The sequence below is a fragment of the Hymenobacter jeollabukensis genome (genome assembly GCF_005771675.1).
Classification (GTDB): Bacteria; Bacteroidota; Bacteroidia; order Cytophagales; family Hymenobacteraceae; genus Solirubrum; species Solirubrum jeollabukense.
On the sequence record NZ_VAJM01000006.1, the window covers coordinates 25,994 to 52,920 of the forward strand.

Here is a 26,927-nt window from a genome sequence, read left to right on the forward strand (position 1 = left end):
ACAGCGCATCATGCTCCAACTGATGACCTCCAAGCGAATTGGCCGGCGCCAATTCCACTTCACCGTACAAGGCGGCTCCTTCCACGAAGTCGTGGCCGAGTACGACCGATTGAGCTTTCCCGACGTGGCCGCCTGCGGCCTCTGCGGCTCCGATAACCTGGACCTGACCTCGCGCGTGGCCCAGGACAAATTCAAGTACACCTCCGTCAAGTGCCTGGACTGCCGCGGCGACCTGACCTTCGGCAAAATGCAGCGCGACGACCAGACCGTATTCCTGCGCCGCCGCGAATCGGGCGAGCTGGACTGGCAGGCCTGGAAGAAAGGCGAGTAGAAACGGTGACGCGTACTACGTGACAGGTAACAGGTGAAAAGTTGAGTTAGAAGGTGACTGGCGGTTGGGCCGGGGCGTGTGGTGAGACGCCCGGTCCGGTGCCCGCAGCTTACCCGGTGCGACTATCGGCTTATCAACGGCCCGGCCATACTTTGTGGCCGGGCCGTTCGTTTAGGGGCAGTTCGGTCGGGGCCAGGTCTTGTTCTCCCAGCTCATCGGCGATACTGGCCGGCGCCTGGCCGTTGTCACGACCGGCCTCGGCTAACGAATAAGCCGGAACACCCCGCCCGGTGGCACCTGGTTCCTTAATCACCTAATTACTCAATCACTCCTAACCTGTCACGTGTCACCTGTTACTTGTCACCCCATTGCCTAATTTCGCGGTCATGAGCACTTCTCCCCGCCGCATCACGCCCTTGCTAGCGCCGTCCTTGCTGGCCGCCGACTTTGCCAACCTGCAGGCCGAAACCGAGCGCCTGGCCGGTAGCGCCGCCGACTGGCTGCACTGCGACATCATGGACGGGCGCTTCGTGCCCAATATTTCCTTCGGCATCCCTGTGCTCCAGGCCATTCACCGCCACGCCAAGCAGCCCCTCGACGTGCACCTGATGATCGAAGAGCCGCAGAACTACCTGCAGGCCGTGCGCGACGCCGGCGCCGCGGGCATCACCGTGCACTACGAGGCCTGCCCGCACCTGCACCGCGTGCTCCAGCAGATCAAGAAGCTGGGCTGCCGCGCCGGCGTGGCCCTGAACCCGCACACGCCCGCCTGGGTGCTGCAGGACATTGCCCAGGACGTGGACCTGGTGTGCGTGATGTCGGTAAACCCTGGCTTCGGCGGGCAGAGCTTTATTCCGCACACCCTGCAGAAAGTGGCCGAGCTGAAGGAGCTGCTCACCGACGCGGGCTCCGAGGCGCTGATTGAGGTGGACGGCGGCGTGAACGAGCAGAACCTGCTGCCGCTGGTGGAAGCCGGCGCCGACGTGCTGGTGGCCGGCTCCTTCGTGTTCAACGCCCCCGACCCCGTAGCGACCCTGGCCGAGCTGCGCGCCCAACTCAACGGCCTGTTTTCCGCCGCGAATTAATGACGAAACGTCGACCCTCGTTCTGGCCGACCGTAACGGTGCGGGCCCTGCTGCTGGCCGGCCCCGCCGCGGCCGTAGTGCCCGCCACCGCCCTGGCCCAGCAACCCGCCACCGGCCGCGTGGAGCTGCGCGGCACCGTGCGCGACGCCGACGGCAAGCCCGTGGAGCAGGCCTCGGTATCGGTGGAAGGCCAGCCCGGCGGCACCAGCACCGACGAGGCTGGGCGGTTTCGGCTGAGCGCGGCCCGACCCACCAGCAGCTCCCTGGGCGGCGGTTCCTTGACGGTGGTGGTGCAGCGCCTGGGCTACGCCACCGTGCGCCGCACGCTCTCGGTCCGGGAACTGGCCGACGGCGCTGCCGAGCTGAGCCTGAGCTTGCAGGCCAGTACCCGCGCCCTCGACAACGTGACCGTGCGCGGGCAGCGCGGCCTGGACACGCGCGAGCAAATCAGCCTGACCACGCTGGAGCCGCGCACGGCCAAGGAAATTCCCTCGACCTTCGGCGACTTCAACGCCATTCTGAAGACCCTGCCGGGCGTGCAGTCGACCAACGAGCTGACGAGCACCTACTCGGTGCGCGGCGGCAACTACGACGAAAACCTGGTTTACGTCAACGGCATCGAGATTTACCGGCCGTTCCTCGTCACGCAGGCCCAGCAGGAGGGCCTGAGCTTCGTCAACCCCGACCTAGTGGACCGGGTAGAGTTTTCCTCGGGGGGCTGGCAGCCGCGCTTCGGCGACAAGCTCTCCTCGGTGCTCAACATCGAGTACAAGCAGCCCACGCAGCGCGGCCTCACGGCCACGGGCAGTTTGGTGGGCGGGGCGCTGAGTTACGAAAACGTGTCGAAATCGGGCCGGGTGAGCTACCTGGGCGGGGTACGCTACAAAAACGCGCAGTACGTGCTGCGCTCCTTGCGCCAGCAGAGCGGGGCCTACAACCCGACTTTCGCCGACGGGCAGCTGTACGTGCGCATCGGGCTCGGGCCCAAGGACGACCTGCAGAAAACCAGCCTGGGCGTGCTCGGCTCCTGGGCCCACAACAACTACCGCTTCGCCCCGCAGTCGGGGCAGGTGACGTTCAGCACCGGCACCAACCAGTTCCAGCGCCTCTTCATCTACTACGACGGGCACGAGCGGATGCAGTACGACACCTACCAGGGCGGGCTGAACCTGACGCACCACTTCACCCCGAAGCTGACCGGGGAGCTGATCGGCGGCGGCCTGCTCACCCGCGAGTACGAGCTGCGCGACGTGGAAGCGGCCTACCGCCTGGCCGATATCAACCGCGACCCGAACTCGCCGGACTTCAACCAGGCCGTGCGCCAGCGCGACGTGGGTTCCCGCTTCGACCACTCGCGCAACCGCTTGGCGGCTTGGCTGGGCACCCTGGAAGCCCGCGCCACCTACAACCCGGCCCCGCGCCACGAGCTGCGCTTCGGCGTGAAAGCCGGCCGGGAGCACGTGGACGACCAGCTCAACGAGTACGCCTTCACCGATTCGGCCGATTACGTGCCGGCCAAGCGCTTCACCCGTCTGCAGACGCAACTGGACCTGACCTCCACGCGGGTGCAGGGTTACGGGCAGCACACCTGGCGCCTCGACTCGCTGCGGACCGTGACCTACGGCGTGCGCCTGCACTACTGGTCGGTGAACGAGCAGCTGACGGTGAGCCCGCGGGTGCAGTTTTCGGCCCGCTCGCGCCGTCACCCGAGCGTGTCGTACAAGGCCGCGACGGGGGTGTATTACCAGCCGCCGTTTTACCGCGAGCTGCGCAACCAGCAGGGCGTGCTCAACCCCGAGCTGCGGGCCCAGCGTTCCGTACATGTCATCGGGGGCACCGAGTACAACTTCAAGAACTGGGGGCGCCCGTTCAAGCTCACCGGCGAGGCTTACTTCAAGTACCTCACCGACGTCATCCCGTACGACGTGGACAACGTGCGCCTGCGCTACTTCGCCAAGAACCTGGCCACGGCCTACGTGGCCGGCGTCGACGGGCGCCTGAGCGGGGAGTTCGTGCGCGGGGCCGAGTCGTGGTTTAGCCTGGGCGTGCTCACCACCCGCGAAAACCTGCGGGGCGACTCGCTCACGGTGTTCGACGCCGACGGCAAGGCCATCGGCAAGAAGGAAAAAGGCTACATCCGCCGCCCCTCGGACCAGCGCGTGAACCTGGGCATCTTCTTCCAGGACCACCTGCCGAACAATCCCTCGGTGCGCGGCTACGTGAACTTCGTCTTCGGCTCCGGCCTGCCCTTCAGCCCGCCCGATGTGCCCGAGCTGCGCGGTACCAGCAAGCTCACCCGCAGCTACAAGCGCGTGGATTTGGGCTTCTCGAAGGTGCTGAGCTTGCGCACCATCAAGTCCAGCAAGTTCTACCAGCCCGAAAGCCTGTGGCTGGGTCTGGAAGTGCTCAACGTGCTGGCCGCCAACAACGTGGCCGGCTACAGCTACATCCAGGACCTGAACGGGGCCACCTACGGCGTACCCAACTACCTCTCGCAGCGCGTGGTGAACCTGCGCGTCATTGCCCGGTTCTAAACCCGCTACAACGGCCCAAATGCGGCGTGCCCGCCCCGAAGTTCGGGGCGGGCACGCGTTTGTATAAAGCGGTAGCTATTGAGCGTAAGGATGCAACACGTGGATCAAGGGAGAGGCACTGCTGGCCAAGGCCGGTTAGAAACCCAGGCGCTGGGAGCAGGACAAGTACAGCGCAAGGCCGAGCGGAAACAGCAATAAGATGGCCGCCTTGCCGGGCCAGGGCCGGGGAGCGGGCGTGACCAGGTCAATCAGCTGGGTGAAGACGCCCAAGCCGCTGGCCAGCGTCATCAGCAGCATCCAGCCGCGCCCGGCTGTGTCGAGGGTACCGCCAGCAACCAGCACCAGGCCCATGTGCTGCAGGCAGACCAGGCCGAGGGTAGCCAGGGCAAAGCCGCCGCGCCAGCCGCGACGGGCAGCCGCGGCGTTCAGGGGTTTGACGGATTGGTAGAGTACTACCGGGGAAATCAGCCAGCCGAGCGGGGCGAAGAAATGGGCCGCCAGCAGCGTGAGTATCAGTAGAACGGCCGCAAAGACCAGGGTGGGGCCGAACGAGCAGGAAGGGAGCGGACGCATCGGCGTGGATTACTTCTCGGCGTCCTGGTGCACGTCGCGGAAGCGCAGCATGTCGAGCAGGCGCTGCTCCTTCGCGTTGTCGAAGCCGCAGGTGGCGCGGAATTCCCGGGGGTTGCGGTAGGTGCCGAAGAGCATGTCCCACCACACGATGTCGCCGTAGTTGTGGGCGTGGTGCTCGTATTCGTGGTGGATGCGGTGCATCTCGGGCCGCTGGAAAACGTAGCCCACCCACTGCGGCGTGCGCACGTTGGTGTGGTAGAAAAACTCGCCCAGGGCCGTGCACAGCGTGTAGATGGCCCCGGCCGCCGGGCTCAGCCCCAGCAAGGTGAATACCAGCAGCGTGCCGATGAGGGAGTTGACGACCATTTCCACCGGGTGCTTGTAGAAGGAGGTAATGACTTCCAGCCGTTGTGGGCTGTGGTGAATCTGGTGGAAGTGCCGCCACAGAAAATCGACGCGGTGACGCCAGCGGTGCCACCAGTAAAAGACGAACGTGGCCACCAGGTAGGCCAGCAAGCCGCCCAGCACCGGCCCCACGTGCCGGGAAAGGTGCAACACGGAGTAGGCCGACAGCCACTTTTCCCAGCTGATGCCCGCCAGCAGCACCACCAGCAATTGGACGGCATTCAGCAGGAGCACCCGGGCGGGCCAGGTGGGCACCACGGGCAGGCGCCAGCCGGGGCGCAGGCGTTCGAGCACGAAACAACCCGCGAAAACGAGGAAAATGATGGGTAACATGGGCCTGGGGTCTGGGGTGAAACGATGTCCCAAAAGTCCCGCGCCGCCGCTGGCCCGCGCTTGATAAATATCAATTTCGCTCCCGGCCGGCGGCCTGGGCCCGGATGCGGCTGATAGTTTCGGGCGTCACGCCGAGGTAGGAGGCCAGGTGCTTGAGCGGCACGCGCTGCAGCACCTCGGGAAAGGTGTGCACCAGCTGGGCGTAGCGCTGCTCGGCCCGCAGCAGGCGCAGCTGCTGGGTGCGCTGTTCACTGAGCACGTAGTAATGCTCCGTCAGCATCCGGCCCACGTAGTTGAATTCGGGGAAGTCGCAGTAAAGCTGCTGCAGCTGCTCGTAGCTGATGGAGTAGAGCACACTGTCCTCCAGCAGCTCGATAAACTCCTGCGACACGGTGCGCGTGAGGAAGCTCACGATGGAAATCAGAAAGTCGCCCTCGTGCATAAACCAGGTGTTGGCCTCGCGCCCCTCGTGCAGGTAGTAGCCCCGCGCCAGCCCGCTTTCCACGAAGTAAATGCGACCCGCCACCTGGCCCGGGGCCAGCAGCGCCCGGCGGGCCGGCAGCTCCTCGCGGCGCATGAGCTGCGTAATCGTCTGCAGGCAGCGGTCGGAAAGGGGGTAAAGGGCCCGCAGGCGGTGCAGCAGCGCGTCCATAAGCGAATCGGGAAAAGGAAATCTGGTGTGCCCTGAAAAAGCCCGCCGCCCCAAAAGTCCGGAATTCCGGGCTCTTGGGGCGGCGGGCGTATATCAAGACGCTGCGCGGGCTAGTACGCCTTCGACTGCCACTGCGTGAGGGCCACTTTCATGCCCGGCAGCTGGGTTTTGAACTTGTCGTCGTCCTTGTCCCCGGCTTTGATGGCGCGGCGGGCGCTTTCCACGGCCGAGAGGTAGTCCTCTTTCTGGGCCATCAGGCGGGCTTTCAGCCAGAGGTTGGTGTAGCTCTCATTCAGCTCGATGGCGCGGTTGATGTACTTCAGCGCCAGCTCGGCCTCGATCTGGTTCTGAATCAGGTAATCGGCGGCGGCGGCCAGCAGCTGCGGGTCGTTGGGCGTTTTGCTCATGGCCGCCTGCATGCTCTGCAGCACCTTGGCGTGCACGTTGGTGCGGATAAACACCGAAATGGTCTTCGTTTCCCACGACAGGTTCAGGCGGGCGGCGTTGGGGCGCACGTCCGAAAACCAGTAGTGCAGCGACTCGCGCATGGGCGTGGTTTCGGGCAGCACCGGCACGCGCAGCACGTCGTCCTCGGCCTTGTAGCCCTCGTTGCCCCAATGGTTAGTCACCTTGTTGAGGATGAGCTGCCAGTCGTGGTCGGCCGAGGGCAGCACGTAGAGCGAGTAAGTGCCCGCGGCCACGGGCTTGCCGCCGAGGCGCACCGAGTCGGCGAAGGTGATGAGGGTGTTTTCGTTGGCGCCGGCCCGCCACACCTGCTCGTAGGGTACCAACTGCCCCCAGATTTTGCGGTTTTTCACGCCCGGCGTGTGGTAATCCACGGTCACGTCCGTCAGGCCGATGGTCTGGGTGACAACGGCGTGCGGGCTGGCCTGGGGCTGTACGAATTGCTGGGCGTGAACTTCGGCCGCGCCGAGCAGGGCGGCCAGAATAAGGCAAAAGAAGCGGGACATAGCGGGTGCAGTGGGTGTGTTCGTAACGAGGCAGTCCGAAAGAAAAGTGCCAAGGTACGACAGCTGGGGCGCTTCAGGGTTTAATTCACATCATCATGTGAGCCGCCGACGCGGTGAGTCCAAGCACGTTAGCGGGGGAAGAAAATACGGCAATGGCAATTTCTCGGGCGGATTATTTCGGGTTTTGATTTTCCCGCGTACCTTTGCCCGCATAATTCCCAAATCCCGCATGTCCCTCGTCGCCTCGTTGCGCCTTACCACGTCGCCGGCCGCCCCGCATGGGGCCGCTGCGGCTGGGCATGCCGGTCATCATCACCACCATTCCTCCCCGGGAGAGGAATAATTACGTATAGGCGTTCGGCTACGGTCCGAACCTACGTCGCCCCGCCGGTTTTGGCCCCTTGCCGCTGACAGCAGCCCCGCTTCGGACCTCGGCCCCCTTTGATGATGTTTTCGACAACGCAGCGGTGCGCTTTGCCGCGGCCGGCGTTGTTTCCCGCTTTTCCTTCCTTTCCATGATTCGTCTGGCCATCCAGAAATCTGGTCGTCTGAGCGAAGACTCGCTCGGCCTGATCCGCGAATGCGGCATCGGTTTCGTCAGCAGCTCCTACAAGCTCAAAACCGAAGCCACCAACTTCCCCCTCGAAATCCTCTTCCTGCGCGACGACGACATTCCCGGCTACGTGCAGGACGGCGTGGCCGACCTCGGCATCGTGGGCCAGAACGTGCTGGTGGAAGCCGGTCTGCCCCAGCTCGAAGTCGAGCCCCTGGGCTTCAGCAAGTGCCGCCTCTCGCTGGCCGTGCCCCGCGGCGAGGCCTACACCTCGGTGGCCGATCTGCAGGGCAAGAACATTGCCACCTCGTACCCCGAAATCCTGGGCACGTACCTGGCCGGCCAGGGCGTGCAGGCCCAGCTGCACACCATCAGCGGCTCGGTGGAAATTGCCCCGAGCATCGGCCTCGCCGACGCCATCTGCGACATCGTGTCCTCGGGCTCCACCTTGCTCGGCAACGGCCTGCGCGAGGTGGAAACCGTATTTCGCTCCGAAGCCGTGCTCATTGCCAGCCCGCAGCTGACGGAGGAAAAGCACCGCCTGCTGGAGCAGCTGCGCTTCCGCATGCAGGCCGTGCGCCGCGCCCGCCGCAACAAGTACATCCTGCTCAACGCCCCGGTGGCGGCTCTCGACGCGGTCAAGGCCCTGCTGCCCGGTATCAAGTCGCCCACGGTGACGCCGCTGGCCGAAGCCGGTTGGGTGTCGGTGCAGTCGGTGGTCAACGAGGACGACTTCTGGCACATCACCGACCAACTCAAATCCGTCGGCGCCGAAGGCATCCTGGTACTGCCCATCGAGAAGATGATTAGCTAAGCGGTGAACTGGTGAGATGGTGAAGTGGTGAGTGTCGTTCTGATTGCGCGAAATGCGCAGTTCCGGCCTCCCGAACATCAAACTCACTAGTTCACCATCTCACCAGTTCACCGAAATGCAACGAGTTGATTTTCCCGCCCCGGCCCAGTGGCCGGCGCTGCAGCAGCGCCCCGCCCAGGCTGAAGCCGCCGAGGTGGAGCAGCGGGTGCGCGCCATCTTCGACGACGTGCGCCAGCGCGGCGACGCGGCCCTGCGCCACTACGCGGCTACTTTCGACGGCGCCACTTTGACCGAGTTACGGGTTTCCGCCGCCGAGCTGGCCGCCGCGGCCGCCGCGGTGCCCGCCGACTTGCAGGCCGCCATTCGGCAGGCTCGCCAGAACATCGAGCGGTTTCACAGCGCCCAGCGCGAGGCCGAGCTGCGCCTCGAAACCATGCCCGGCGTGGAATGCTGGCGCCGCCCGGTGCCGGTGCAGCGCGTGGGCCTTTACATTCCGGGCGGCACGGCGCCGCTGTTCAGCACCCTGCTGATGCTGGGCGTGCCCGCCCGCCTGGCCGGCTGCCCCGACATTGTGCTGTGCACGCCCCCCGGCAAGGACGGCTCCGTCAACCCGGTTATTCTGTTCACCGCCGCGCTGCTCGGCATCGATACCGTCATCAAGGCCGGCGGGGCCCAGGCCATTGCCGCCCTGACCGGCGGCACCGAATCCGTACCGGCCGTCGACAAAATCTTCGGGCCCGGCAACCGCTACGTGACGGCCGCCAAGCAGCTGGCCGCCCAGCGCGGCGTGGCCATTGATATGCCCGCCGGCCCCTCGGAGGTGCTGGTCATTGCCGATGCCTCCGCCAACCCGGTATTCGTGGCGGCCGACCTGCTCAGCCAGGCCGAGCACGGCCCCGACTCGCAGGTGGTGCTGCTGTCCGATTCGGCGCCGGTGCTCGACGCCGTGACGGCCGAGGTGCAGCGGCAGCTGGCCGACCTGCCCCGCCGCGACGTGGCCGCGCAGGCCCTGCGGGAAAGCCGGGCCATCCTGCTGGCCAGCGCCGCCGAGATGCTGCAGTTTTCCAACCAGTACGCGCCCGAGCACCTGATCCTGGCCACGGACAATGCCGAGGAACTGGCCGCCGGGGTGACCAGCGCGGGCTCGGTGTTCCTGGGCCACCTCACGCCCGAGGCCGCCGGCGACTACGCCTCCGGCACCAACCATACCCTGCCCACCAACGGCTACGCCCGCAACTACAGCGGGGTGTCGCTCGACTCGTTCGTGAAAAAAATCACCTTCCAGCGCATCACGCCGGCGGGGCTGCGGGCCCTCGGGCCGGTGGTCGAAACCATGGCCGAAGCCGAGGGCCTGCGCGCCCACGCCCGCGCCGTGACCCTGCGGCTGGAATCAATTGGCAATTAACAATGAGCAGTGAACCATGAGCAATAGGGAGGAAGCGCGCCGACTTTTGCGTCGGACATCCCCAGCATTGCTCATGGTTCATTGATAATTGATCATTGAACGCAATGAACCTCGACGAACTCATCCGGCCCAACGTGCGGGCCATGAAACCCTACGCCTCGGCCCGCGACGAATTCCAGGGCACGGCGCAGGTCATGCTCGACGCGAACGAGAATAGCCTCGGCTCGGCCGGCGGGCAGGCCTTCAACCGCTACCCCGACCCGCTGCAGCGCGCCGTGAAGGCCGAAGTGGCCCGCCTCAAGCAGGTCAGCCCCCAGCAGATTTTCCTCGGCAACGGCTCCGACGAAGCCATCGACCTGCTGCTGCGCCTGACCTGCGTGCCCGGCCAGGACCGCATCCTGATTTTGCCGCCCACCTACGGCATGTACGAAGTGGCCGCCAACCTCAACGACGTGGCCATCGAACGGGTGCCGCTGACGGCCGACTTCCAACTCTCCGACGACGCCATTAATAAGGTGTTGGCCTCACCGGCGAAACTGGTGTTCATCTGCTCGCCCAACAACCCCACCGGCAACCTGCTGCACGCCGAGGCGGTGGAGCGTATCCTGCGCGGCTTCCCGGGCCTGGTCGTGGTCGACGAAGCCTACATCGACTTCGCCGCCGCGCCCAGTTGGACTTCGCGCCTGGCGGAGTTTGAGAACCTGGTGGTGCTGCAGACGTTTTCCAAGGCCTGGGGCCTGGCCGGGCTGCGCCTGGGCATGGCCTTCGCCTCGCCCGCGCTCATTGGCTACCTCAACAAGATCAAGCCGCCCTACAACGTGTCGGAAACCACCCAGCAGCACGCGCTGGCCGGCCTGGCCGATACCGGTGGTTTCGAGCAGATGCGCCGGGAGCTGCTGGCCGAGCGCGAAAAGTTGGCGGTGGCTTTGCCCGCCGTCGGCATCGTCGAGCACGTGTTTACCTCCGACGCGAACTTTCTGCTGGTGCGTTTCCGCCCCGATGCCACCGCCGTGTACGAATACCTGCTCCGGTGCGGCATCGTGGTGCGCAACCGCACCACCCAGCCCGGCTGCGCCGGCTGCCTGCGCCTGACCGTGGGCACGCCCGCCGAAAACCAGCAGCTGCTCGCCGCCCTGCACCAGTATCCCGGCTAGGCCCTTGCCGGCCCGCCCGTTCTTTCCGACCACGACCACCGCGCCCCACGACGGCGCGCCTGCCATGAAAAAAGTACTCTTCATCGACCGCGACGGGACCATCCTCGTCGAGCCGCAACCCAGCCAGCAGGTCGACTCCTTCGACAAGTTTCAGTTTCTGCCCGGCGCCATCACCGGACTTGCGCGCATTGCCCGCGAGCTGGACTACGAGCTGGTGCTGGTGACCAACCAGGACGGGCTCGGCACCGATTCCTTTCCCGAGGAGACGTTCTGGCCCTGCCAGAACCTAATGCTCGACATTTTGCGCGGAGAAGGGGTGGAGTTTGCCGCCGTCCTCATCGACCGCAGCTTCCCCCACGAAAACCTGCCCACGCGCAAGCCCGGCCTCGGCCTGCTCGGCCCGTACCTCGACCCCGCCAACGGCTACGACCTGCCGGGCTCCTTCGTGCTCGGCGACCGGCTCACCGACGTGCAGCTGGCCGAGAACCTGGGCTGCCGGGCCATCCTGCTCAGCGAAGTACTCAGCGACGAGCGCGCCGCGCTGACCACTACCAACTGGGACGCGATATACCAGTTCCTGCGCCTGCCTGCCCGCCGGGCCGTGGTACAACGCGACACCAACGAAACCAAAATCCGAGTTGAGCTGAACCTGGACGGCAGCGGCCGGCATAGTATAAAAACCGGCCTCGGGTTTTTCGACCACATGCTGGACCAGCTGGCCAAGCACAGCGGGGTGGACATGCTGGTGGAAGTGCAGGGCGACCTGCACATCGACGAGCACCACACCATCGAAGACGCCGCCATTGCCATTGGCGAAGCCTTCACCCAGGCCCTCGGCGACAAGCGCGGCCTGGCGCGCTACGGCTTCCTATTGCCGATGGACGACGCCCTGGCCCAGGCGGCTATTGACTTTTCCGGCCGGCCCTGGCTGGTGTGGGATGCCCAATTCAAGCGTGAGAAAATCGGGGATATGCCCACGGAAATGTTTTACCATTTCTTCAAAAGCTTCGCCGATGCCGCCCGCTGCAACCTTAACATCAAGTGCGAGGGGGACAACGAGCACCACAAGATTGAAGCCATTTTCAAGGCCGTTGCTAAGGCCATCAAAGCAGCTTTGCAGCGGGATGCCAGCAAGATGGAAATACCCAGCACCAAAGGAGTGCTGTAGTCTTTATACAAATGTTTAAACAAATGGATAAAGCTGGTGATGCGTCTCAAAAGCTCTTGATCAGGGCTAATTCCCGCATATTTCGTGTTTGCTCATTTGTATAACAAGACAAGCTTCAGCAAATGGAAATAGCCGTCATTGATTACAAGGGAGGCAACGTACAGTCGGTGCTGTTCGCCCTGGAGCGCCTGGGCGTGCAAGCCACGTTGACCGCCGAACCCGACGCCATCCGCCGGGCCGACAAGGTCATATTCCCCGGCGAAGGCGAAGCCGCCTCGGCCATGCGTGAGCTGCGGGCCCAGGGTCTCGACCAGTTGCTGCCCACCCTGACGCAGCCCTTTCTGGGGGTGTGCCTGGGCATGCAGCTGCTGGGCCAGCACAGTGAAGAGGGCGACACCGAGTTGCTCGGCATCCTGCCCTTCGCGGTGAAACGCTTCCAGCCCGACCCGCAGCACAAAGTGCCGCATATGGGCTGGAACACCTTGCGCAATCTTCGCTCCCCGCTGTTTCGCGGGCTGCGCGAAGACGACTACGTGTACTTCGTGCACAGTTACTACGCGCCGGTGGGTACCTACACCATTGCCGAAGGCGCCCACCCGGGGCCGTTCAGCGCGGCCGTGCAGCACCAGAACTTCTACGCGGTGCAGTTTCACGCCGAGAAAAGCGGCCCCGTCGGCACGCGCATCCTCCAAAACTTCCTCGACCTGTAATCGACCCGCCATGGAAATCATTCCCGCTATTGACCTGATCGGGGGCCAGTGCGTGCGCCTGACCGAGGGCGACTTTGCCCAGCAGACCACCTACGATTCCGACCCGCTGGCCGTGGCCCAGCGCTTCGAGCAGCACGGCTTGCGCCGCCTGCACCTGGTCGACCTCGACGGCGCCCGAGCCAGGCAGCCCGTCAACCTGGCCGTGCTCGAACGCCTGGCCCGCCATACCACCCTGCATATCGACTTCGGCGGCGGGCTGCAGCACGAGGACGCCGTGCGCCAGGCCTTCGACGCGGGCGCCGCGCAGATTACGGCCGGTAGCATTGCCGTGCGGGAGCCCGCCACCGTGCAGCACTGGCTGCGCACCTTCGGGGCCGAGCGCATCATCATCGGGGCGGATTTTCGCGACCAGCGCATTGCCATCAACGCCTGGGCCGAACAATCGGAGCGGACCCTGCGGGGGTTTGTGGCCGAGTACCTGGCCGCCGGGGCCCGCAGCTTCGTGTGCACCGATGTGAGCAAGGACGGCAAGCTGCAGGGCCCGGCGCTGGAAACCTACCAGCAGCTGCGGGCCCAGCTGCCGGCCGCCCAGCTGGTGGCCAGTGGGGGCGTCACCACCGTAGCCGACCTGGAAGCCCTGGCGGCGCTGGGCATGCACGGCGCCATCATCGGCAAAGCCATCTACGAGGGCACCATCAGCCTGCCGGAGCTGGCGCGCTTCGTGCATTAACGGCGCGACCGGCCGCCGCTCGTGCCCCCGCCAATCACTCATTCACTCATTCACTCATTCACCGTTGCTGACCAAACGCATCATTCCCTGCCTCGACGTCAAGGACGGGCGCACCGTCAAGGGCGTACGGTTCGAGGGCCTGCGCGACGCGGGCGACCCGGTGGCCCTGGCGGCCCAATACGCCCGCCAGGGCGCCGACGAGCTGGTGTTTCTCGACATCACCGCCACCAACCAGAAACGCCAGACGCTGGTGGCCCTGGTGCGCGACGTGGCGCGCGAGCTCGATATTCCCTTCACCGTGGGCGGCGGCATCTCGGCCGTGTCCGACGTGGAGGCCCTGCTGCTCAACGGGGCCGACAAGGTTTCCATCAACTCCGCCGCCCTGCAGCGCCCCGAGCTTATCGACGAGCTGGCGCGCCGCTTCGGTTCCCAATGCATCGTGGTGGCCGTGGATGCGCGCCATACGCCCGAGACGGGGTGGCAGGTATACACCCGCGCCGGCACCCAGGCCACCGGGCGCGACGCGGTGCAGTGGTGCCGCGAAGCTGCCGAACGCGGGGCAGGGGAGCTGCTGCTTACCTCCATGAGCCACGACGGCACCAAGGACGGCTTCGCGCTGGACGTGACCGGGGCGGTGTGCCGGGCCGTTACGGTGCCGGTAATAGCCTCGGGTGGGGCGGGCCGGATGGAGCACTTCACCCGCGTGTTTGAGCAGGCCGGCGCCGATGCCGGGCTGGCCGCCAGTATCTTTCACTTCGGCGAAGTCGGTATTGCAGACCTCAAGCAGCATCTGCGGTCGGCCGGCGTAGCAGTAAGAATGTAATTTTGTTTACTATATTAATCAGTGATAAAATAAACTTATTTACTTTAAGCAAAATAGCGTTGATTAACAACGTATTAACCATCCAACGAAAGACACCATGAACCTAGACTTTGAAAAAATGGGCGGCCTGATTCCGGCCGTGGTGCAGGATGCCGATACTGGACAGGTGCTCATGCTCGGCTACGTAGATGAGGAAGCAGTGCGCCAGACCGAGCAAACCGGCCGGGTAACGTTCTTCTCGCGCTCCAAAAACCGCCTCTGGACCAAGGGCGAAACCAGCGGCCACTTCCTGACGCTGGTGAGCCTGCACCCCGACTGCGACCAGGACGCGCTGCTTATCCGCGCCCGGCCCGACGGTCCGACCTGCCACCGCGGCACCACCAGCTGCTTCGAACAGGCCGCGCAGACGGCCCTACCCACGGCGCCGGTCAGCTTTCTGGCCGAATTGGAGCGCCTGGTGCAGCGCCGGCAGCAGCGGCCGGAGGAAGAGCCCAATTCTTACACCGCGAAGCTGTTCCAGCGCGGGCTGCCCAAGATTGCCCAGAAAGTCGGGGAGGAGGCCGTCGAAACCGTGATTGATGCCGTGGCCGGCAACACCGAAGGCCTGAAGGGCGAAGCTGCCGACCTGCTTTATCACCTGCTGGTGCTGCTGGCCGCCTCCGGCCTCCGCCTCGATGATGTGGTGCAGGTGCTGCGGCAGCGGCATACAACCATTGCGGCCGGGGAACGGCGGGACTCTTAAGTCCAGGAATAGGTGTTCAACAGAACGCCCCTCGCCAATCCTGAACGGGTGGGCGAGGGGCGTTCTGTTTGTCGGCAGGAGCGACTAAAACCGGTAGCTCAGTTGAAGGCCGGCCGTGGCGTGGAGAAACTGCGGGGAAGCGAAGGAAAGGGTGTAGATGGAACGCGAGCGTTCCAATCCCAGATACGTGTCCAGGCTCAGCCGTTGACCCAACGCCCACTGGCGGCCTATCCGGACCTGGGGTGTGAGGTCGAATCGTTGCCGGCTATAGGTTGGGCCCTCGCCGGCCGTGACGGTGTGGCGCAGGAAGTAATAGTTGCCCTGCAGGCCGAGGTCGGCGTACCAGCCAATAAGCGCCGGCTGGCGGCTGGAAAAGTTGTAGCGGCCGTGCACCCCGGCCGCGAGCTGCCGCTGGCGAATGGTGCTGCGGTAGCTGTAGATGCTGTCGGGGGAAAACACGTAGTCGTAGCCGCTGGAAGAGGAGGAGCCGGAGTAGCTGCCGCTGACTTCGAGTGCGAATTGCGGGGCCACCTGCCACTCGTAAGCCAGCGTGGGCCGGATGCCCGACAGGCCGGCGACGGCTTGCACTCCAAGCTTAACCTGGTGCGTGCGGGACGCGGGAGCGGACGAGGGCGCCTGGGCGCGGGCCGTGTGAGTGGTGAGGAGCGGGGTAGCCAGGGCGATGCTGGCCAGTAGTACACGGGTAACCATGAAACAAAGGGGGGGGGCTGGAACGGAATAGGAAGGGAAGCAAAGGATCAAAAGCGGTACCCGGCCTGCAGGGCCATGCCGAAGGCGGGCCGGGCGTAGAAATACCGCTCTGACCCCAGGGCGTAAAAGCCGGTGTTGGCATTGTAAACGTAACGGGGCTCGGTACCCACAACCAGTTCTGGCCCCAAGCCCACGTCGAAGGTGAAGCGCGGGCCCAGCTGGCACTGCCGGCCGAAGCGCAGCTGCAGGTTTTGCTCGTGGTAGTGGTTGCGCTCGGTATGCCCGTCGTCGAAACGGTAGCGGGTCCACTGGCCCAGCAGCTGCGCCCCGGCCCCCACGTACCAGCCCGCCAGGGCGGGTTTGGTGGGTTGTAGGTAGCGGCGCAGCTGCACCGTGAGGGCCAGGCGTTGCCGGCGGGCGCGGTAGCGCTGAAGCGGGACAGGGTAGAAATAAGCGGAGTCGTACACGAACCCGCGGCCGCCGTCGTAGCCGTTGAACCAGCCGCCCAGGGAGGCTTGCAGGCTGGTGCGCGGAGCCAGTTGCCGCTCGTAGCTGAGGCCGATGGTTTCGCTGGAGAAGAGGCCGAGCTTAAGGGCCTGCCGGGGTGTAGCCGGCGGCGCGGGGGCGGCCACAGCGGCGTTGGTGGTCTGGGCAGCGGCCGGGGCCGCCGACAGCAGCAGGAGCAAGGCCGGTAGGGCCGGGGGACAGGCGGGAAGCTTCACGCAGGATGTAACGTAAGGATATCAAACAAGCCAAACAACGCCGCCGCGGACGGGTTTGGTATGGCAATAATACGCCGGCGCGGGGCACGGCCCCAACTTCCCGGCCCGCGCGGGCGTAGAGCCGGCACGCGGCCCGCCGAAATCCTGGCTACCTTGCGCGCCGTTTTGCTGTTTTTATGTCCGACAACGCTTCTTACCTGGCCACGCAGTCGCTGACCGTGCTCGTCCCCGTGTACAACGAAGAGGAGAGCCTGCGGCAGTTCGTGGTGGAGATGAACAAGTACCTCGAACTAGCCCCGGTGGCCACCACCGTGCTCTTCGTCAACGACGGCTCCACCGACGGCTCGCTGGCCATCCTGCGCGACATCTGCCGCCACGACTCGCGCTACGAGTTCGTTTCGCTGGCCCAGAACCGCGGCCTGAGCACCGCCATCAAGGCCGGCATCGACCACGCCCGCGGCACGCTCGTCGGCTACATCGATTCCGACATCCAGACCACGCCGCTGGATTTCGTGGAGCTGCTGCGCTTTTTCCCCGAGTACGACATGGTCACCGGCATCCGGGCCAAGCGCCAGGACTCGGCCGTGAAGCTGCTTTCCTCGAAGATTGCCAACAACTTCCGCCGGCTGATGATCAACGACGGCATCGTGGACACGGGCTGCCCGCTCAAGATTCTCAAAACCGAGTACGCCCGCCGCATTCCGCTGTTCCACGGCATGCACCGCTTCCTCGGGGCCCTGGTGCAGCTGCAGGGCGGCCAGGTCAAGCAGTTGCCCGTGCGCCACTTCCCGCGCTTTGCCGGCACGGCCAAGTACAACCTCTGGAACCGCCTCTGGAAGCCCTTGGTTGACACCTTCGGCTACCGCTGGATTCGCTCCCGCTGGAAGAACTACGAAATCGGGGAGAAGCACCACCAATCCGCGGCCTAAGCGCCGGCTGCCGCCATGAAAACCGAAACCGTCGCGCTGCTGATCGGGCTGACCTCGCAGCTGCTCTTCTCCAGCCGCATCGTGCTGCAGTGGGTGCAGAGCGAGCGGGCCAAGCGGGTGCTGGTGCCCACCTTGTTCTGGCAGATCAGCCTGATATCATCGTTTCTGATGATCATCTACGGCATGCTGCGCCACGACCCGGTGATTCTCGGCGCCCAGCTCATTAGCTACGGCATCTACATCCGCAACCTGCAGCTATTGGGGGAGTGGCGCAAGCTTAACGCCTGGTTCCGGGCTGGGGCCTACGTGTTTCCGCTGGCCGTGCTGGCCTGGTTCGTGGTCGGCAACCAGCACTTCAGCCTGCAGCAGATGCTGCGCAACCGCATTCCGGGCGGGGTGCTGGCCCTGGGCGCCATCGGGCAGACCATTTTCCTGCTGCGCTTCGTGTACCAGTGGATTTACTCGGAGCGCAAGGGCGAGTCGGTGCTGCCGCTGGGGTTCTGGGTGGTCAGCTTCGTGGGCTCGGTGCTCATCCTGACCTACGCCGTGCTCCGCCGCCCCGTCGACGTGGTGCTCATCGTGGGCAACGTGTTCGGCACGGTGGTTTACGCCCGCAACATCGTGCTGCTGCGCCGGGAGCTGCGCCGCTCGGCCCGTTCCTTGGCGCAACCCAATGCCGCGCTGAACCCGGAACAAGCCGCTGCCACTGGCTGATGTCTCTGCTTCAATCAACCTAAAACGCCAGCGGGCCGGATGAGAATCCGGCCCGCTGGCGTTTACAACAGAGTTCTGAACGACAAGCACGTCCTAATCCTCCTGCTCGTTCAGCCAGTCGACAAACTGCCGGAGCCCGTCGGCCAGCGGGGTTTGGGGGGCGTAGCCGAGCAGGGCCTGAGCCTTGCGGATGTCGGCAAAGGTCACGTCCACGTCGCCGGCCTGCATGGGCTGAAACTGCAGCCGGGCCTCCACGCCCACGGCCGTGGCCACGGCCCGAATGAGTTCGAGCAGGGGCACGGGGCGGTTGTTGCCGAGGTTCACCGTTTCGTACACGCCTTCGTGGCTCAGCAGGTAACGCACGCCGCGCACCACCCCGTCCACCGTGTCGGCCACGAAGGTGTAGTCGCGGGCCGTCGACCCGTCGCCGTACACCGGAATGGGCTGGCCCGCGCGCAGCAGGCGGGCGAATTTGTGGATGGCCAAGTCGGGGCGCTGCCGGGGGCCGTACACGGTGAAAAACCGCGCGTTGAGCACGTTGAGCCGGTAGAGGTGGTGGTAGGTGTAGGTCAGCTCCTCGCCGGCCAGCTTAGTGGTGGCGTAGGGCGAAATGCAAGCCTGCTGCAGCTGCTCTTCCTCGTTGAAGGGCAGGTGGCGCGTATTGCCGTACACCGACGAGGACGAGGCAAACAGCAGGCGCCCGATGCCGCGCTGCCGCAGCCACTCCAGCAGGTGCCCGGTGGCCAGCACGTTGTTGTCGAGGTAGGCCAGGGGCTGCTGCACCGACGGGCCCACCCCGGCCTTGGCGGCCAGGTGCACCACCACGTCGGGCGTGTCGGTAGGGTCGGGCCAGGCGTTTTCCAGGGCCGCGGCGCCGGCGCGCAAATCCAGCTCGCGGAACGAAAACCGCGGCTCGGCCAGTAAGGCCCGCAGGTTGCGCTCTTTCAGGCGACGGTCGTAGAACGGGTCAAAATTGTCGAGGCCCAGCACGCGAAACCCGTCGGCGAGCAGGCGCTGACACAGGTGGGAGCCGATAAAACCTGCGCAACCGGTGACAAGAACCGTGGGCATACAGCGGAGCAGTAGATAAAGGAGTCGGGAGCCCGGGGCCGGGAAAGCCGAGGACCGGGAAAGGCGCGCAAAGGTAGCCGAAAAGCTGTCCTACGCGACGTCCATGACGTAGCTTTCGGGCCCCGGGACCGTATACGCTCCGATTCTACACTGGTATGGCTGACTCTTTTCTGACCCCCGCGGGCTGGCCGCGGCCGTGGGTGCAATGGCTGGTGCTGGCCGTCGTGCTGGGCATCGGCTTGTTTGTGCGCCTCGACGCGCCGGAAATCGGCCTGATGGAAGCCCGCAACTTTGTGGCCGCCCGCGAAATCCACGCCGGCGGCTCCTGGCTGCTGCCCACCATGAACGGGGAGCTGCGCCTGGCCAAGCCCCCGCTGCCCACCTGGCTGGTGGCCGCGGTGATGCACCTGACCGGCTCCACCACCGACCTGGGCCTGTTGCGCCTGCCCTCGGCCGTGGGCGCCTGCCTGCTGGTGCTCTTCTTCCGGGCCCTGGCCCGCCGCCTCACGCCGCCCCAAGATCAGGGTCGCACCGCCTGGCTGGCCACCGTGGTGCTGGCCAGCAGCCTGCTGCTGCTCACTGCCGGCCGCGACGGCAACGGTTGGGACATTTACGCTTATTGTTTCATGACCGGGGCCCTGGCCGCGGCCGTGCGCGGCCTGCAAAGCCCAACCCGGGGCCTGGGGTGGTTTGCCGGCTCCGGCCTGCTGATCGGCCTGTCGATTCTCAGCAAAGGCCCCGTGGCGCCCTACGGCATGCTCTTACCATTCCTAGTTGCCTACGCCCTGCGCGGCGAGCGGGCCGCCCTGCGTCGGCAGTGGCCCGGCCTGCTGCTGATGGCCGTGGTGGGGTTAGGAGTGGGGGGCGTCTGGCCCCTGTATGTGCTCAGCCAGCACCTGAGCGAAGCCAGCCAGGTAGCCCATACCGAGTCCACGTCCTGGGCCAACCGCCACGTGCAGCCGCTGTGGTTCTACGCCAGCTTTCCGGCCTTTATGGGCCTCTGGGCTTTGGCAGCAGTGGCCACCTTGGCCTGGCCCTACGCGGCCCCGCGCATCCGCCCGTACGCGCCGTATGCGCTGCTGCTGGCCTGGGTGCTGGCCACGTTGGTGCTGCTGAGCCTGGTCCCCGAAAAGAAGGAGCGTTACCTGCTGCCCGTATTGCCGCCGTTGTCCTTGCTCACTGCCGGCTTGCTGCGCTACTGGCTGAGCGAAGACCGCCGCACAAGCCCGGTCGATAAATGGCTGCTGCGGGGCTGGGTAGGGGTGGTGGTGCTGGTGCTGCTGGCCTTGCCGCTGGCCCTTCGCATCGTGGGCCTGGCCAGCTTTGCACCCGATACGCCGCGGTACTGGCTTGCCAGCGGGCTGGCCGTGGCCGCAGCCGGCGGGGCGGTGTGGCTCTGGTGCCGCAGCGCACTGCCCCAGGCGGCCGTAGCCGTGACGCTGGCGACGGTGCTGCTGGCCAGCGGCCTGCTGATGCCGGCCTATCCCGAGTGGCAGCGCCGCCGCGACGACCCGGGCCTCCGGCCCCTGGCCCGACTCGTGCGCGAGCGGGCCGAACTGCGCCGGGCACCGGTCTACAGCGTAGGGGAGATGCAGATCAAATGGATCTGGGCGGCGGGGCGGGTGGTGCCCCAATGGCACCCTGAAACCGATTCCCTGCCGTTGCAACGTCTACCGGTGCTGGTCTATGCCGGGGCCCGCGGAGCCGCACCGTTTCCGGCGTCCCTGGCCCGCCGCTTTCAGGTCGAAACGGTTGACAGCTTCGATTTGAGCCACCAGTTCGCCGATGGGCGGTGGTATGTGACGGAAATCCGGGCGCGCTCCGGGCGCTAGTTAACATAATAATGTTCCCGGAGCGAAGCGCCAGCCACCGGGGCAGGGCAGGAGTTGGCCAAAGTTGCTCTCCCGCCTCGCTCCGGCGGCTTGTCCGTGTTTATACCAGCCGCTGCAGGTGCTTGCGGATTTTTTCCAGCAGTGCTTGTACGATCAGCAAATCGGCATCCTCCTGCACCGACAACTGCGTATCCAGACCCGGCCCCGTGATGCGGATGGTATATAGCGCGCCCGGATCATTTGCTCCCGTGGTTATCGGACTTGTAGAAGGTACATGTACGGCCTGAGGCGGAATGCCGGGCTCCGGAGCTGGTATGACGGGGGTATATGCGGGCGGAGCCGACTCGGGAACTGGCAGAGCGCTACTACTGGCCGCGCTATTGCCGCTGAGGTGTGGTACAAGGGGCACCTGCGCTGTAGACTGCTGAGCGCTGCCGGCTAGCCCGAAGAGGCTGGCAATGGCATCATCGGCAAAGGGCGGCATGTTAATCGTAGGAGCAGCCGTTGGACTTGACTCAAGCGTTTCTGCGGGGTGGCTCTTGTTGTTGCTTGTTGAGGTATCAGGTTCCGTGCGGAACAGATTTACGTTCATGCCAGGGCTGGCGAGTTCCCGGCGTGGTGAAGCCTTGGCCAGTAGATCGATATCCGCGATGAAGTTGCGCTCATCCAGAATATCAACCATGCGGGCGCCCTCAACAAATGCCTTCGCGACATTCTGGGCGTTGATTTCTTCGACATCAAACTCCCGCACGAGCATCACGTCCAGCATGTGTACTGGCAATTCCCGGTTGCGGAACTTCCGGCAGATGTGCGAAAACAGCGGGGGATGCAGAAACGCCTCTCGGTGGTAAATCTTCTCTTCCGTCTTATCATAGGCATTCTTGATACGACGAAACAGGTTGGTAGTGGTGAGCATTTCCCGCTTGCTGATCAGCAGACCAAACTTTACGGCCGAGCCCAGGATAGCCTTGAAGCTTCCACTGACCTTGCGGTTGAGTTTCCGTGCGCAAGCGTCAACTGAGCACTTGCCTCCAGTATCATCTACTACTTCAGCTGCCTCCCAGGCAGATAAATAATTGGTGCGTGGGTAGTCAATGGTCTTAGGCATACGACAGGGTTTGGTACAAACATATGACATATAGTACATAATAGCCATAAAAGCATAAAAAAGTATAAACTAGCATATGCCATTTTGTACTTATTGTGCTTTTTTATACTATTAAAAGCAAGCAATATCCATAACCCTTTTATCCTTTACATATCATATATATAAAATCTATCTAACGACAAGGGGGCGGATAATAGGAGAGAGGCTTTGTAACCCATCTTCAAAGCGTTACAAAGCCTTCAACAAGCCACTACACTTTCCCAGGCTGAAGATTCAGCCAACCAAGAGATGATTCGCTTAGAAAGAAGAATAAGGGCCAAGGAAACCATAAGCAGCGATGGAAACTCTCTGAATAGTAGAAATGGTACAACCGAATTCTAGGCTGCGTGGACAGTAAGCCAAAAGAACCTCAGGCTGAGCTTGTCGAAGCATAACGGCCTAGGAAGCACAGAACACCATTTTTACTCACTGTCCACAGATACTAGGTCAATGAATAAAGTACCATCGTCCTCAACAGTAAGCTGAAATAGCGGAGAGATAGGCCAGGCTACTATGTCAAGTCTTAACTACCGGGAGGCCCTAACACACCAGATACCGCTGGAATCCAAAGCCAGCTGCACCTGCAAAACCAGATCTATATTGTGTTATAATTTATATTATGTTAAGTATTCATTCCAAAAACAGGCCCGGCGAACAGCCGGGCCTGTTTTTGCTTGTCTACCCTATTTCATTAGACGCTCGGCATCGGCCTTGCGTCCTACTGTTATGTAGGCTTTCTGCAACGCAGCTCGTACGCCCGCATCATCTGGTTTCAACTGCATGGCCGTTTCGAAATAGGGAATGGCTTGCTCCATGTACTTCTTGCCATCCACTTCCATCTTCTTGCCCTTGGCCTGGTAGCTCTTAATATCCATTTTGTTGACCACCTTGAAGATATCCGCGCCCTTGTTGTAGTAGTATACCCCAAGGTTGTACTGCGAGTCGAAGTTCTTCGGATCGAGCTCAATGGCTTTCTTATGAGCAGCCAGCGCATCATCCGGGCGCTTGCTTTGCTCATAAACGGAGCCTAGCACCGAATACAGGTTGGAGTTGCCCGGATCGGCGGCAATGGCTTTCTGAATCTTGTCGATGGCTTCGGGGCCACGGCCGGTGCTCAGCGCCATGTTCAGGTCTTCGAGCAGGAATGCTTTGTTCGTCGGGTACGCCTGCAAGGCCTGCTGCACCACACGCTGCGCCTCCGCTTCGTTGTTTTCCTGCCGGGCAATGCGCAGCAGGCGGTCGTACAGCTGAGGCGACTTGTAGTTGATGGCGACGAGCTTGTTGTAATTCTCCTTCGCCTGGCCCATATCCTGCTTAGCTTCGGCCGCATAAGCCGCGTACAGCAACGCCGTCGTATCCTGCGGACGGATCTGCTGCGCCATGCGGTACGCAGTCAGCGCGTCGTCGTACTTCTGGGCATTATAATTTTCAACGCCCGTGTTCAGCGCCATGCCGTAGATGTTATCCAGGCGCTGGGTAGCCTGCTTGCCGTAGTCGCTGTCTTTGCCCTCCAGCGAAATAGCCTTCTGATACGATTCAAAAGCCGTTTTGGCTCCCTCACCCGGCTGCAGCGTCTTGCCGTAGATCGGGCTTTGCGCGAGGCCTTCGTAAATCTCGCCGCGTACGTACCAGGTTTTGGCCTTATCCGAGGTCTTCGGGTTGGTAATAGCCTTGTCGATTTCTGTGCGGGCTTTGTCCAGCGTGCCGTTTTTCTGCAGCAACTGAGCGTTGTTCACGGCCGAGTTTTGCGCGACGGCGGCGTGCATGGCCAACGCCGGCAAAATCGTCAGAAAAGTCTTTTTCATGGGAATGAAAAGAGTGGGAAACTTAGGTTGAGAGAATTCGTGGGAAACGGGAAATCCCGGCGCCGGGTTATTCGGCGCCGGGGGTTTCTTCGTCGAGGATGGGCTCGGCGCCGGAATCAACCGACTCCCCTGCCACCGGCAGCTCCGCCAGGTCGACGGCCAGCTCTTTGTCGTCGGCCGCTACCTTGGCCACCGACGAGATTTCGTCGCCGTCGCTGATTTTGATCAGGCGCACGCCCTGCGTGGCCCGACCAATGGAGCGCACATCCGCCACGCGCAGGCGAATGGCAATGCCCGAGCGGTTGATGATCATCAGGTCGTCGTCGTCGTTGACATCCTTGATGGACACCAGCGCCCCGGTTTTATCGGTGATTTTCAGCGTGCTCACCCCTTTGGCCCCGCGGTTGGTGATGCGGTAGTCATCGATGGGGCTGCGCTTGCCGTAGCCGTGTTCCGACACGACGAGCAGCTCCTTGTTCGGATCGGCCAGGCAGACCATGCCCACCACGCGGTCATCCGCGTCTTCGGCCAGGGTAATGCCGCGCACCCCGGCGGCGGTGCGGCCCATCGGGCGCACGTTTGCCTCGTTGAAGCGCACGGCGCGGCCCAGTTTCGAAGCCAGAATCACTTCGCTGGAGCCCGTCGTGAGCTGCACGTCGAGCAGCCGGTCGCCCTCGTTGATGGTAATGGCGTTGATGCCGGCGGTACGGGGGCGCGAGTAAGCTTCGAGCGTGGTCTTTTTCACTGTACCCTGCTCGGTGCAGAACATCAGGTAGTTGTTCTGGGCGTAGTCCGGGTCGCGCAGGTCGCGCACGTTCAGCACCGAGCGCACCGGGTCGTTGGCCAGCTCCGGAATCAGGTTCTGAATCGGGCGGCCCTTAGCCGCTTTGCCGCCTTCGGGCAGCTCGTAAGCCTTTTTCCAGAACAGGCGGCCGCCTTCGGTGAAGAGCAGCAGGAAGTCGTGGGTAGAGGCTACGAACAGGTGCTCGGTGAAGTCGGTGTCCTTGGTCGACACGCCCTTCGCTCCCACCCCGCCGCGGCCCTGGGCGCGGTACTCGTCGAGCGAGGTGCGCTTGATGTAGCCTTCGTTGGAGATGGTAATAACCATCGACTCCTCGGCAATCAGCGACTCAAAGTCAATTTCGCCGCCGGCGTACTCGATTTCGGTGCGGCGCGAGTCGCCGTACCGGTCGCGGATGTCCTGCAGCTCCTGGCGAATGATGTCGCGCTGCAAATCGGGCGACTCCAGCACGGCCTTCAGGTGGTCGATGAGCTTCATCAGCTCGTTGTACTCGTTCACGATTTTGTCGCGCTCCAGGCCGGTCAGGCGCTGCAGACGCATATCGAGAATGGCGCGGGCCTGCACGTCGCTGAGCGAGAACCGCTCGATGAGCTGGGTGCGGGCCAGCTCCGGGTCGCGCGAGCTGCGGATCAGGGCAATGACCTCATCAAGGTGGTCCAGCGCGATGAGCAGACCTTCCAGGATGTGGGCCCGCTTCTGGGCTTCGGCCAGCTCGAAGCGCGTGCGGCGCACAATAACGTCGCCGCGGTGCTCCACGAAGTGGTGAATCAGGTCGCGCAGGTTGAGCGTCATCGGGCGGCCCTTCACCAGGGCCACGTTGTTGACGCCGAAGGTCGACTGCAGCTGGGTGTACTTGAACAGGTTGTTCAGCACCACCTGCGGCACGGCGTCGCGCTTCAAATCGTACACGATGCGCATCCCGTCGCGGTCCGACTCGTCGCGCAGGTCGGCAATGCCCTCGATTTTCTTCTCGTTGATCAGCTCCGCGGTCCGGGCAATCATGGCCGCTTTGTTGACCATGTATGGCACTTCCGTCACGATGATCTGCTCCTTGCCCGAGGGCAGGGTTTCGAAGGTCGCCTTGGCCCGCATCACCACGCGGCCGCGGCCGGTTTCGAGGGCCTGCCGCACGCCTTCGTAGCCGTAAATCACGCCGCCCGTGGGGAAGTCCGGCGCTTTCACGTACTCCATCAGCTCCTGCACGGTGATGTCGGGGTTGGCCAGGTAGGCCACGATGCCGTCGACCACTTCCGTCAGGTTGTGCGGGGCCATATTGGTGGCCATGCCCACGGCAATGCCGGAGGAGCCGTTGACCAGCAGGTTGGGGAACTTGGCCGGCATCACCGACGGCTCTTCCAGCGAGTCGTCGAAGTTGGGCTGGAAGTCCACCGTGTCCTTGTCCAAGTCGCCGAGCAGCTCGTCGGCGAGGCGCTTCAGGCGGGCTTCGGTGTAGCGCATGGCGGCCGGCGAGTCGCCGTCGATGGAGCCGAAGTTGCCCTGACCGTCGACCAGCGGGTAGCGCAGCGACCAGTCCTGAGCCATGCGCACCATGGTGTCGTACACCGAGGAGTCGCCGTGGGGGTGGTATTTACCGAGCACCTCCCCCACGATACGGGCGCTCTTCTTGTGGGCTTTGGTGTAGGATACGCCCAGCTCCGACATGCCGTAGAGCACGCGCCGGTGCACGGGCTTGAGGCCGTCGCGCACGTCGGGCAGCGCGCGGGAGATGATAACGGACATCGAGTAGTCGATGTACGCACCGCGCATCTCGTCCTCGATGTTGATGGGAATGATTTTTTCGCCTTCAGCCATTAGTCAAAACGAAAGGCCCGCGGCACCCCCGAAATGGGGGCCGCAGACGCCGGATGTGAAGTGGTATTTAAGCTGGCAAGATACCGAAAAAAGGCCGTTTTTCCTAGCAGAATCACGGTTTTGACTTGCTCCGGTCGTTGCCCATTTTCTTGTCGGGCTCCTGGTGCACTTTGATCTTCTCGCCTATCTCGGGGTTCTGCTTTTTCCAGAGCGGCTGCCCGCGGTATTTCTGCCCGCCGTGAATGTGCACCTTGCGCACGTGGCACGAGGCAATGGGACAGGTGCGGCAGCTGGCCAGGGCCGTGAGCAGCAGCACCGGCAGCCACCACGCACGGCGAAACAGGGAGGTTTTTGTTTTCATCTTACCAGCAAAACAACGCAAAAATGCCCGCTTTCGTG

At 63.7% G+C, this 26,927-nt stretch carries 25 protein-coding genes; 14 read left to right on the top strand and 11 right to left on the bottom strand.

What is annotated here, in order from left to right; all coding sequences use genetic code 11:
- The first annotated feature begins 10 nt into the window (after positions 1-10).
- From FDY95_RS13870 to FDY95_RS13880, 3 genes are all read left to right on the top strand, one after another.
- On the top strand, positions 11-331 hold the full coding sequence (locus FDY95_RS13870; protein WP_138078471.1) for a hypothetical protein: 321 nt from the start codon (positions 11-13) through the stop codon (positions 329-331).
- A 386-nt stretch (positions 332-717) separates the two neighbouring features.
- Positions 718-1,416 (top strand): ribulose-phosphate 3-epimerase, encoded by a 699-nt coding sequence (gene rpe / locus FDY95_RS13875; protein ID WP_138078473.1) that lies wholly within the window; start codon positions 718-720, stop codon positions 1,414-1,416.
- Positions 1,416-3,950, top strand: a complete 2,535-nt coding sequence (locus FDY95_RS13880; protein WP_138078475.1) for a TonB-dependent receptor — start codon at positions 1,416-1,418, stop codon at positions 3,948-3,950. Before rpe ends, FDY95_RS13880 begins: the two co-directional genes overlap by 1 nt.
- Before the next feature lie 135 nt (positions 3,951-4,085).
- On the opposite strand, the gene FDY95_RS13885 is transcribed toward FDY95_RS13880, so the two are convergent.
- From FDY95_RS13885 to FDY95_RS13900, 4 genes are all read right to left on the bottom strand, one after another.
- Positions 4,086-4,523 (bottom strand): hypothetical protein, encoded by a 438-nt coding sequence (locus FDY95_RS13885; RefSeq protein ID WP_138078477.1) that lies wholly within the window; start codon positions 4,521-4,523, stop codon positions 4,086-4,088.
- Positions 4,524-4,532: 9 nt separating this feature from the next.
- Positions 4,533-5,261, bottom strand: coding sequence for a sterol desaturase family protein (locus FDY95_RS13890; RefSeq protein WP_138078479.1), 729 nt, complete (start codon positions 5,259-5,261; stop codon positions 4,533-4,535).
- 70 nt (positions 5,262-5,331) lie between these two features.
- Positions 5,332-5,913 carry a Crp/Fnr family transcriptional regulator gene (locus FDY95_RS13895; RefSeq protein ID WP_138078481.1) on the bottom strand — a complete coding sequence of 194 codons (582 nt, stop codon included), beginning with the start codon at positions 5,911-5,913 and terminating at the stop codon, positions 5,332-5,334.
- A 110-nt stretch (positions 5,914-6,023) separates the two neighbouring features.
- A complete protein-coding gene (locus FDY95_RS13900) occupies positions 6,024-6,884 on the bottom strand; it encodes a DUF2911 domain-containing protein (protein WP_138078483.1) in 861 nt (286 codons plus the stop codon).
- 515 nt (positions 6,885-7,399) lie between these two features.
- On the opposite strand from FDY95_RS13900, the gene hisG reads away from it, so the two are divergent.
- The 8 genes from hisG (at position 7,400) to hisIE (ending at position 14,983) form a co-directional block, all read left to right on the top strand.
- Positions 7,400-8,251, top strand: coding sequence for an ATP phosphoribosyltransferase (hisG, locus tag FDY95_RS13905; protein ID WP_138078485.1), 852 nt, complete (start codon positions 7,400-7,402; stop codon positions 8,249-8,251).
- 115 nt (positions 8,252-8,366) lie between these two features.
- Positions 8,367-9,656 (top strand): histidinol dehydrogenase, encoded by a 1,290-nt coding sequence (gene hisD / locus FDY95_RS13910; RefSeq protein ID WP_138078487.1) that lies wholly within the window; start codon positions 8,367-8,369, stop codon positions 9,654-9,656.
- 104 nt (positions 9,657-9,760) lie between these two features.
- Entirely contained in the window at positions 9,761-10,810 is a 1,050-nt protein-coding gene (hisC, locus tag FDY95_RS13915) for a histidinol-phosphate transaminase (protein ID WP_138078489.1), read from the top strand.
- Positions 10,811-10,874: 64 nt separating this feature from the next.
- Positions 10,875-11,978, top strand: a complete 1,104-nt coding sequence (gene hisB, locus FDY95_RS13920; RefSeq protein ID WP_138078491.1) for a bifunctional histidinol-phosphatase/imidazoleglycerol-phosphate dehydratase HisB — start codon at positions 10,875-10,877, stop codon at positions 11,976-11,978.
- Positions 11,979-12,100: 122 nt separating this feature from the next.
- Positions 12,101-12,688 (top strand): imidazole glycerol phosphate synthase subunit HisH, encoded by a 588-nt coding sequence (gene hisH, locus FDY95_RS13925; protein WP_138078493.1) that lies wholly within the window; start codon positions 12,101-12,103, stop codon positions 12,686-12,688.
- Positions 12,689-12,698: 10 nt separating this feature from the next.
- Positions 12,699-13,418, top strand: a complete 720-nt coding sequence (hisA, locus tag FDY95_RS13930; RefSeq protein WP_138078495.1) for a 1-(5-phosphoribosyl)-5-[(5-phosphoribosylamino)methylideneamino]imidazole-4-carboxamide isomerase — start codon at positions 12,699-12,701, stop codon at positions 13,416-13,418.
- 64 nt (positions 13,419-13,482) lie between these two features.
- A complete protein-coding gene (hisF, locus tag FDY95_RS13935) occupies positions 13,483-14,241 on the top strand; it encodes an imidazole glycerol phosphate synthase subunit HisF (RefSeq protein ID WP_138078498.1) in 759 nt (252 codons plus the stop codon).
- A gap of 97 nt (positions 14,242-14,338) precedes the next feature.
- The gene (gene hisIE, locus FDY95_RS13940) at positions 14,339-14,983 is read left to right on the top strand and encodes a bifunctional phosphoribosyl-AMP cyclohydrolase/phosphoribosyl-ATP diphosphatase HisIE (RefSeq protein WP_138078500.1); all 645 of its coding nucleotides are present in this window, start codon (positions 14,339-14,341) and stop codon (positions 14,981-14,983) included.
- 84 nt (positions 14,984-15,067) lie between these two features.
- On the opposite strand, the gene FDY95_RS13945 is transcribed toward hisIE, so the two are convergent.
- Together FDY95_RS13945 and FDY95_RS13950 are read right to left on the bottom strand one after the other, a co-directional pair.
- Positions 15,068-15,694: an autotransporter outer membrane beta-barrel domain-containing protein gene (locus tag FDY95_RS13945; RefSeq protein ID WP_138078502.1), complete on the bottom strand. Its 627-nt coding sequence runs from the start codon at positions 15,692-15,694 to the stop codon at positions 15,068-15,070.
- Positions 15,695-15,741: 47 nt separating this feature from the next.
- Entirely contained in the window at positions 15,742-16,416 is a 675-nt protein-coding gene (locus FDY95_RS13950; protein ID WP_138078504.1) for a hypothetical protein, read from the bottom strand.
- Between the two features lie 176 nt (positions 16,417-16,592).
- Here FDY95_RS13950 and FDY95_RS13955 point away from each other — a divergent pair, with 176 nt between their 5' ends.
- Both FDY95_RS13955 and FDY95_RS13960 read left to right on the top strand, forming a co-directional pair.
- Entirely contained in the window at positions 16,593-17,345 is a 753-nt protein-coding gene (locus FDY95_RS13955; RefSeq protein WP_138078506.1) for a glycosyltransferase, read from the top strand.
- Positions 17,346-17,360: 15 nt separating this feature from the next.
- Complete coding sequence (locus FDY95_RS13960) at positions 17,361-18,059, top strand: lipid-A-disaccharide synthase N-terminal domain-containing protein (protein WP_138078508.1); 699 nt, start codon at positions 17,361-17,363, stop codon at positions 18,057-18,059.
- A 93-nt stretch (positions 18,060-18,152) separates the two neighbouring features.
- Here the strand turns inward: FDY95_RS13960 and FDY95_RS13965 are convergent, their stop codons facing one another.
- Positions 18,153-19,130, bottom strand: coding sequence for a GDP-mannose 4,6-dehydratase (locus tag FDY95_RS13965; protein WP_138078510.1), 978 nt, complete (start codon positions 19,128-19,130; stop codon positions 18,153-18,155).
- 155 nt (positions 19,131-19,285) lie between these two features.
- Between FDY95_RS13965 and FDY95_RS13970 the strand changes: the two genes are divergently transcribed.
- The gene (locus tag FDY95_RS13970) at positions 19,286-20,962 is read left to right on the top strand and encodes an ArnT family glycosyltransferase (protein WP_138078512.1); all 1,677 of its coding nucleotides are present in this window, start codon (positions 19,286-19,288) and stop codon (positions 20,960-20,962) included.
- A gap of 100 nt (positions 20,963-21,062) precedes the next feature.
- Here the strand turns inward: FDY95_RS13970 and FDY95_RS13975 are convergent, their stop codons facing one another.
- The 4 genes from FDY95_RS13975 to FDY95_RS13990 all read right to left on the bottom strand — a co-directional run bounded on the left by FDY95_RS13975 (position 21,063) and on the right by FDY95_RS13990 (position 26,889).
- Complete coding sequence (locus FDY95_RS13975; protein WP_138078514.1) at positions 21,063-22,070, bottom strand: hypothetical protein; 1,008 nt, start codon at positions 22,068-22,070, stop codon at positions 21,063-21,065.
- Between the two features lie 722 nt (positions 22,071-22,792).
- On the bottom strand, positions 22,793-23,914 hold the full coding sequence (locus FDY95_RS13980) for a tetratricopeptide repeat protein (RefSeq protein ID WP_138078516.1): 1,122 nt from the start codon (positions 23,912-23,914) through the stop codon (positions 22,793-22,795).
- Positions 23,915-23,981: 67 nt separating this feature from the next.
- The gene (gyrA, locus tag FDY95_RS13985; RefSeq protein WP_138078518.1) at positions 23,982-26,528 is read right to left on the bottom strand and encodes a DNA gyrase subunit A; all 2,547 of its coding nucleotides are present in this window, start codon (positions 26,526-26,528) and stop codon (positions 23,982-23,984) included.
- 112 nt (positions 26,529-26,640) lie between these two features.
- Positions 26,641-26,889, bottom strand: coding sequence for a hypothetical protein (locus FDY95_RS13990; protein ID WP_138078520.1), 249 nt, complete (start codon positions 26,887-26,889; stop codon positions 26,641-26,643).
- Positions 26,890-26,927: the final 38 nt, after the last annotated feature.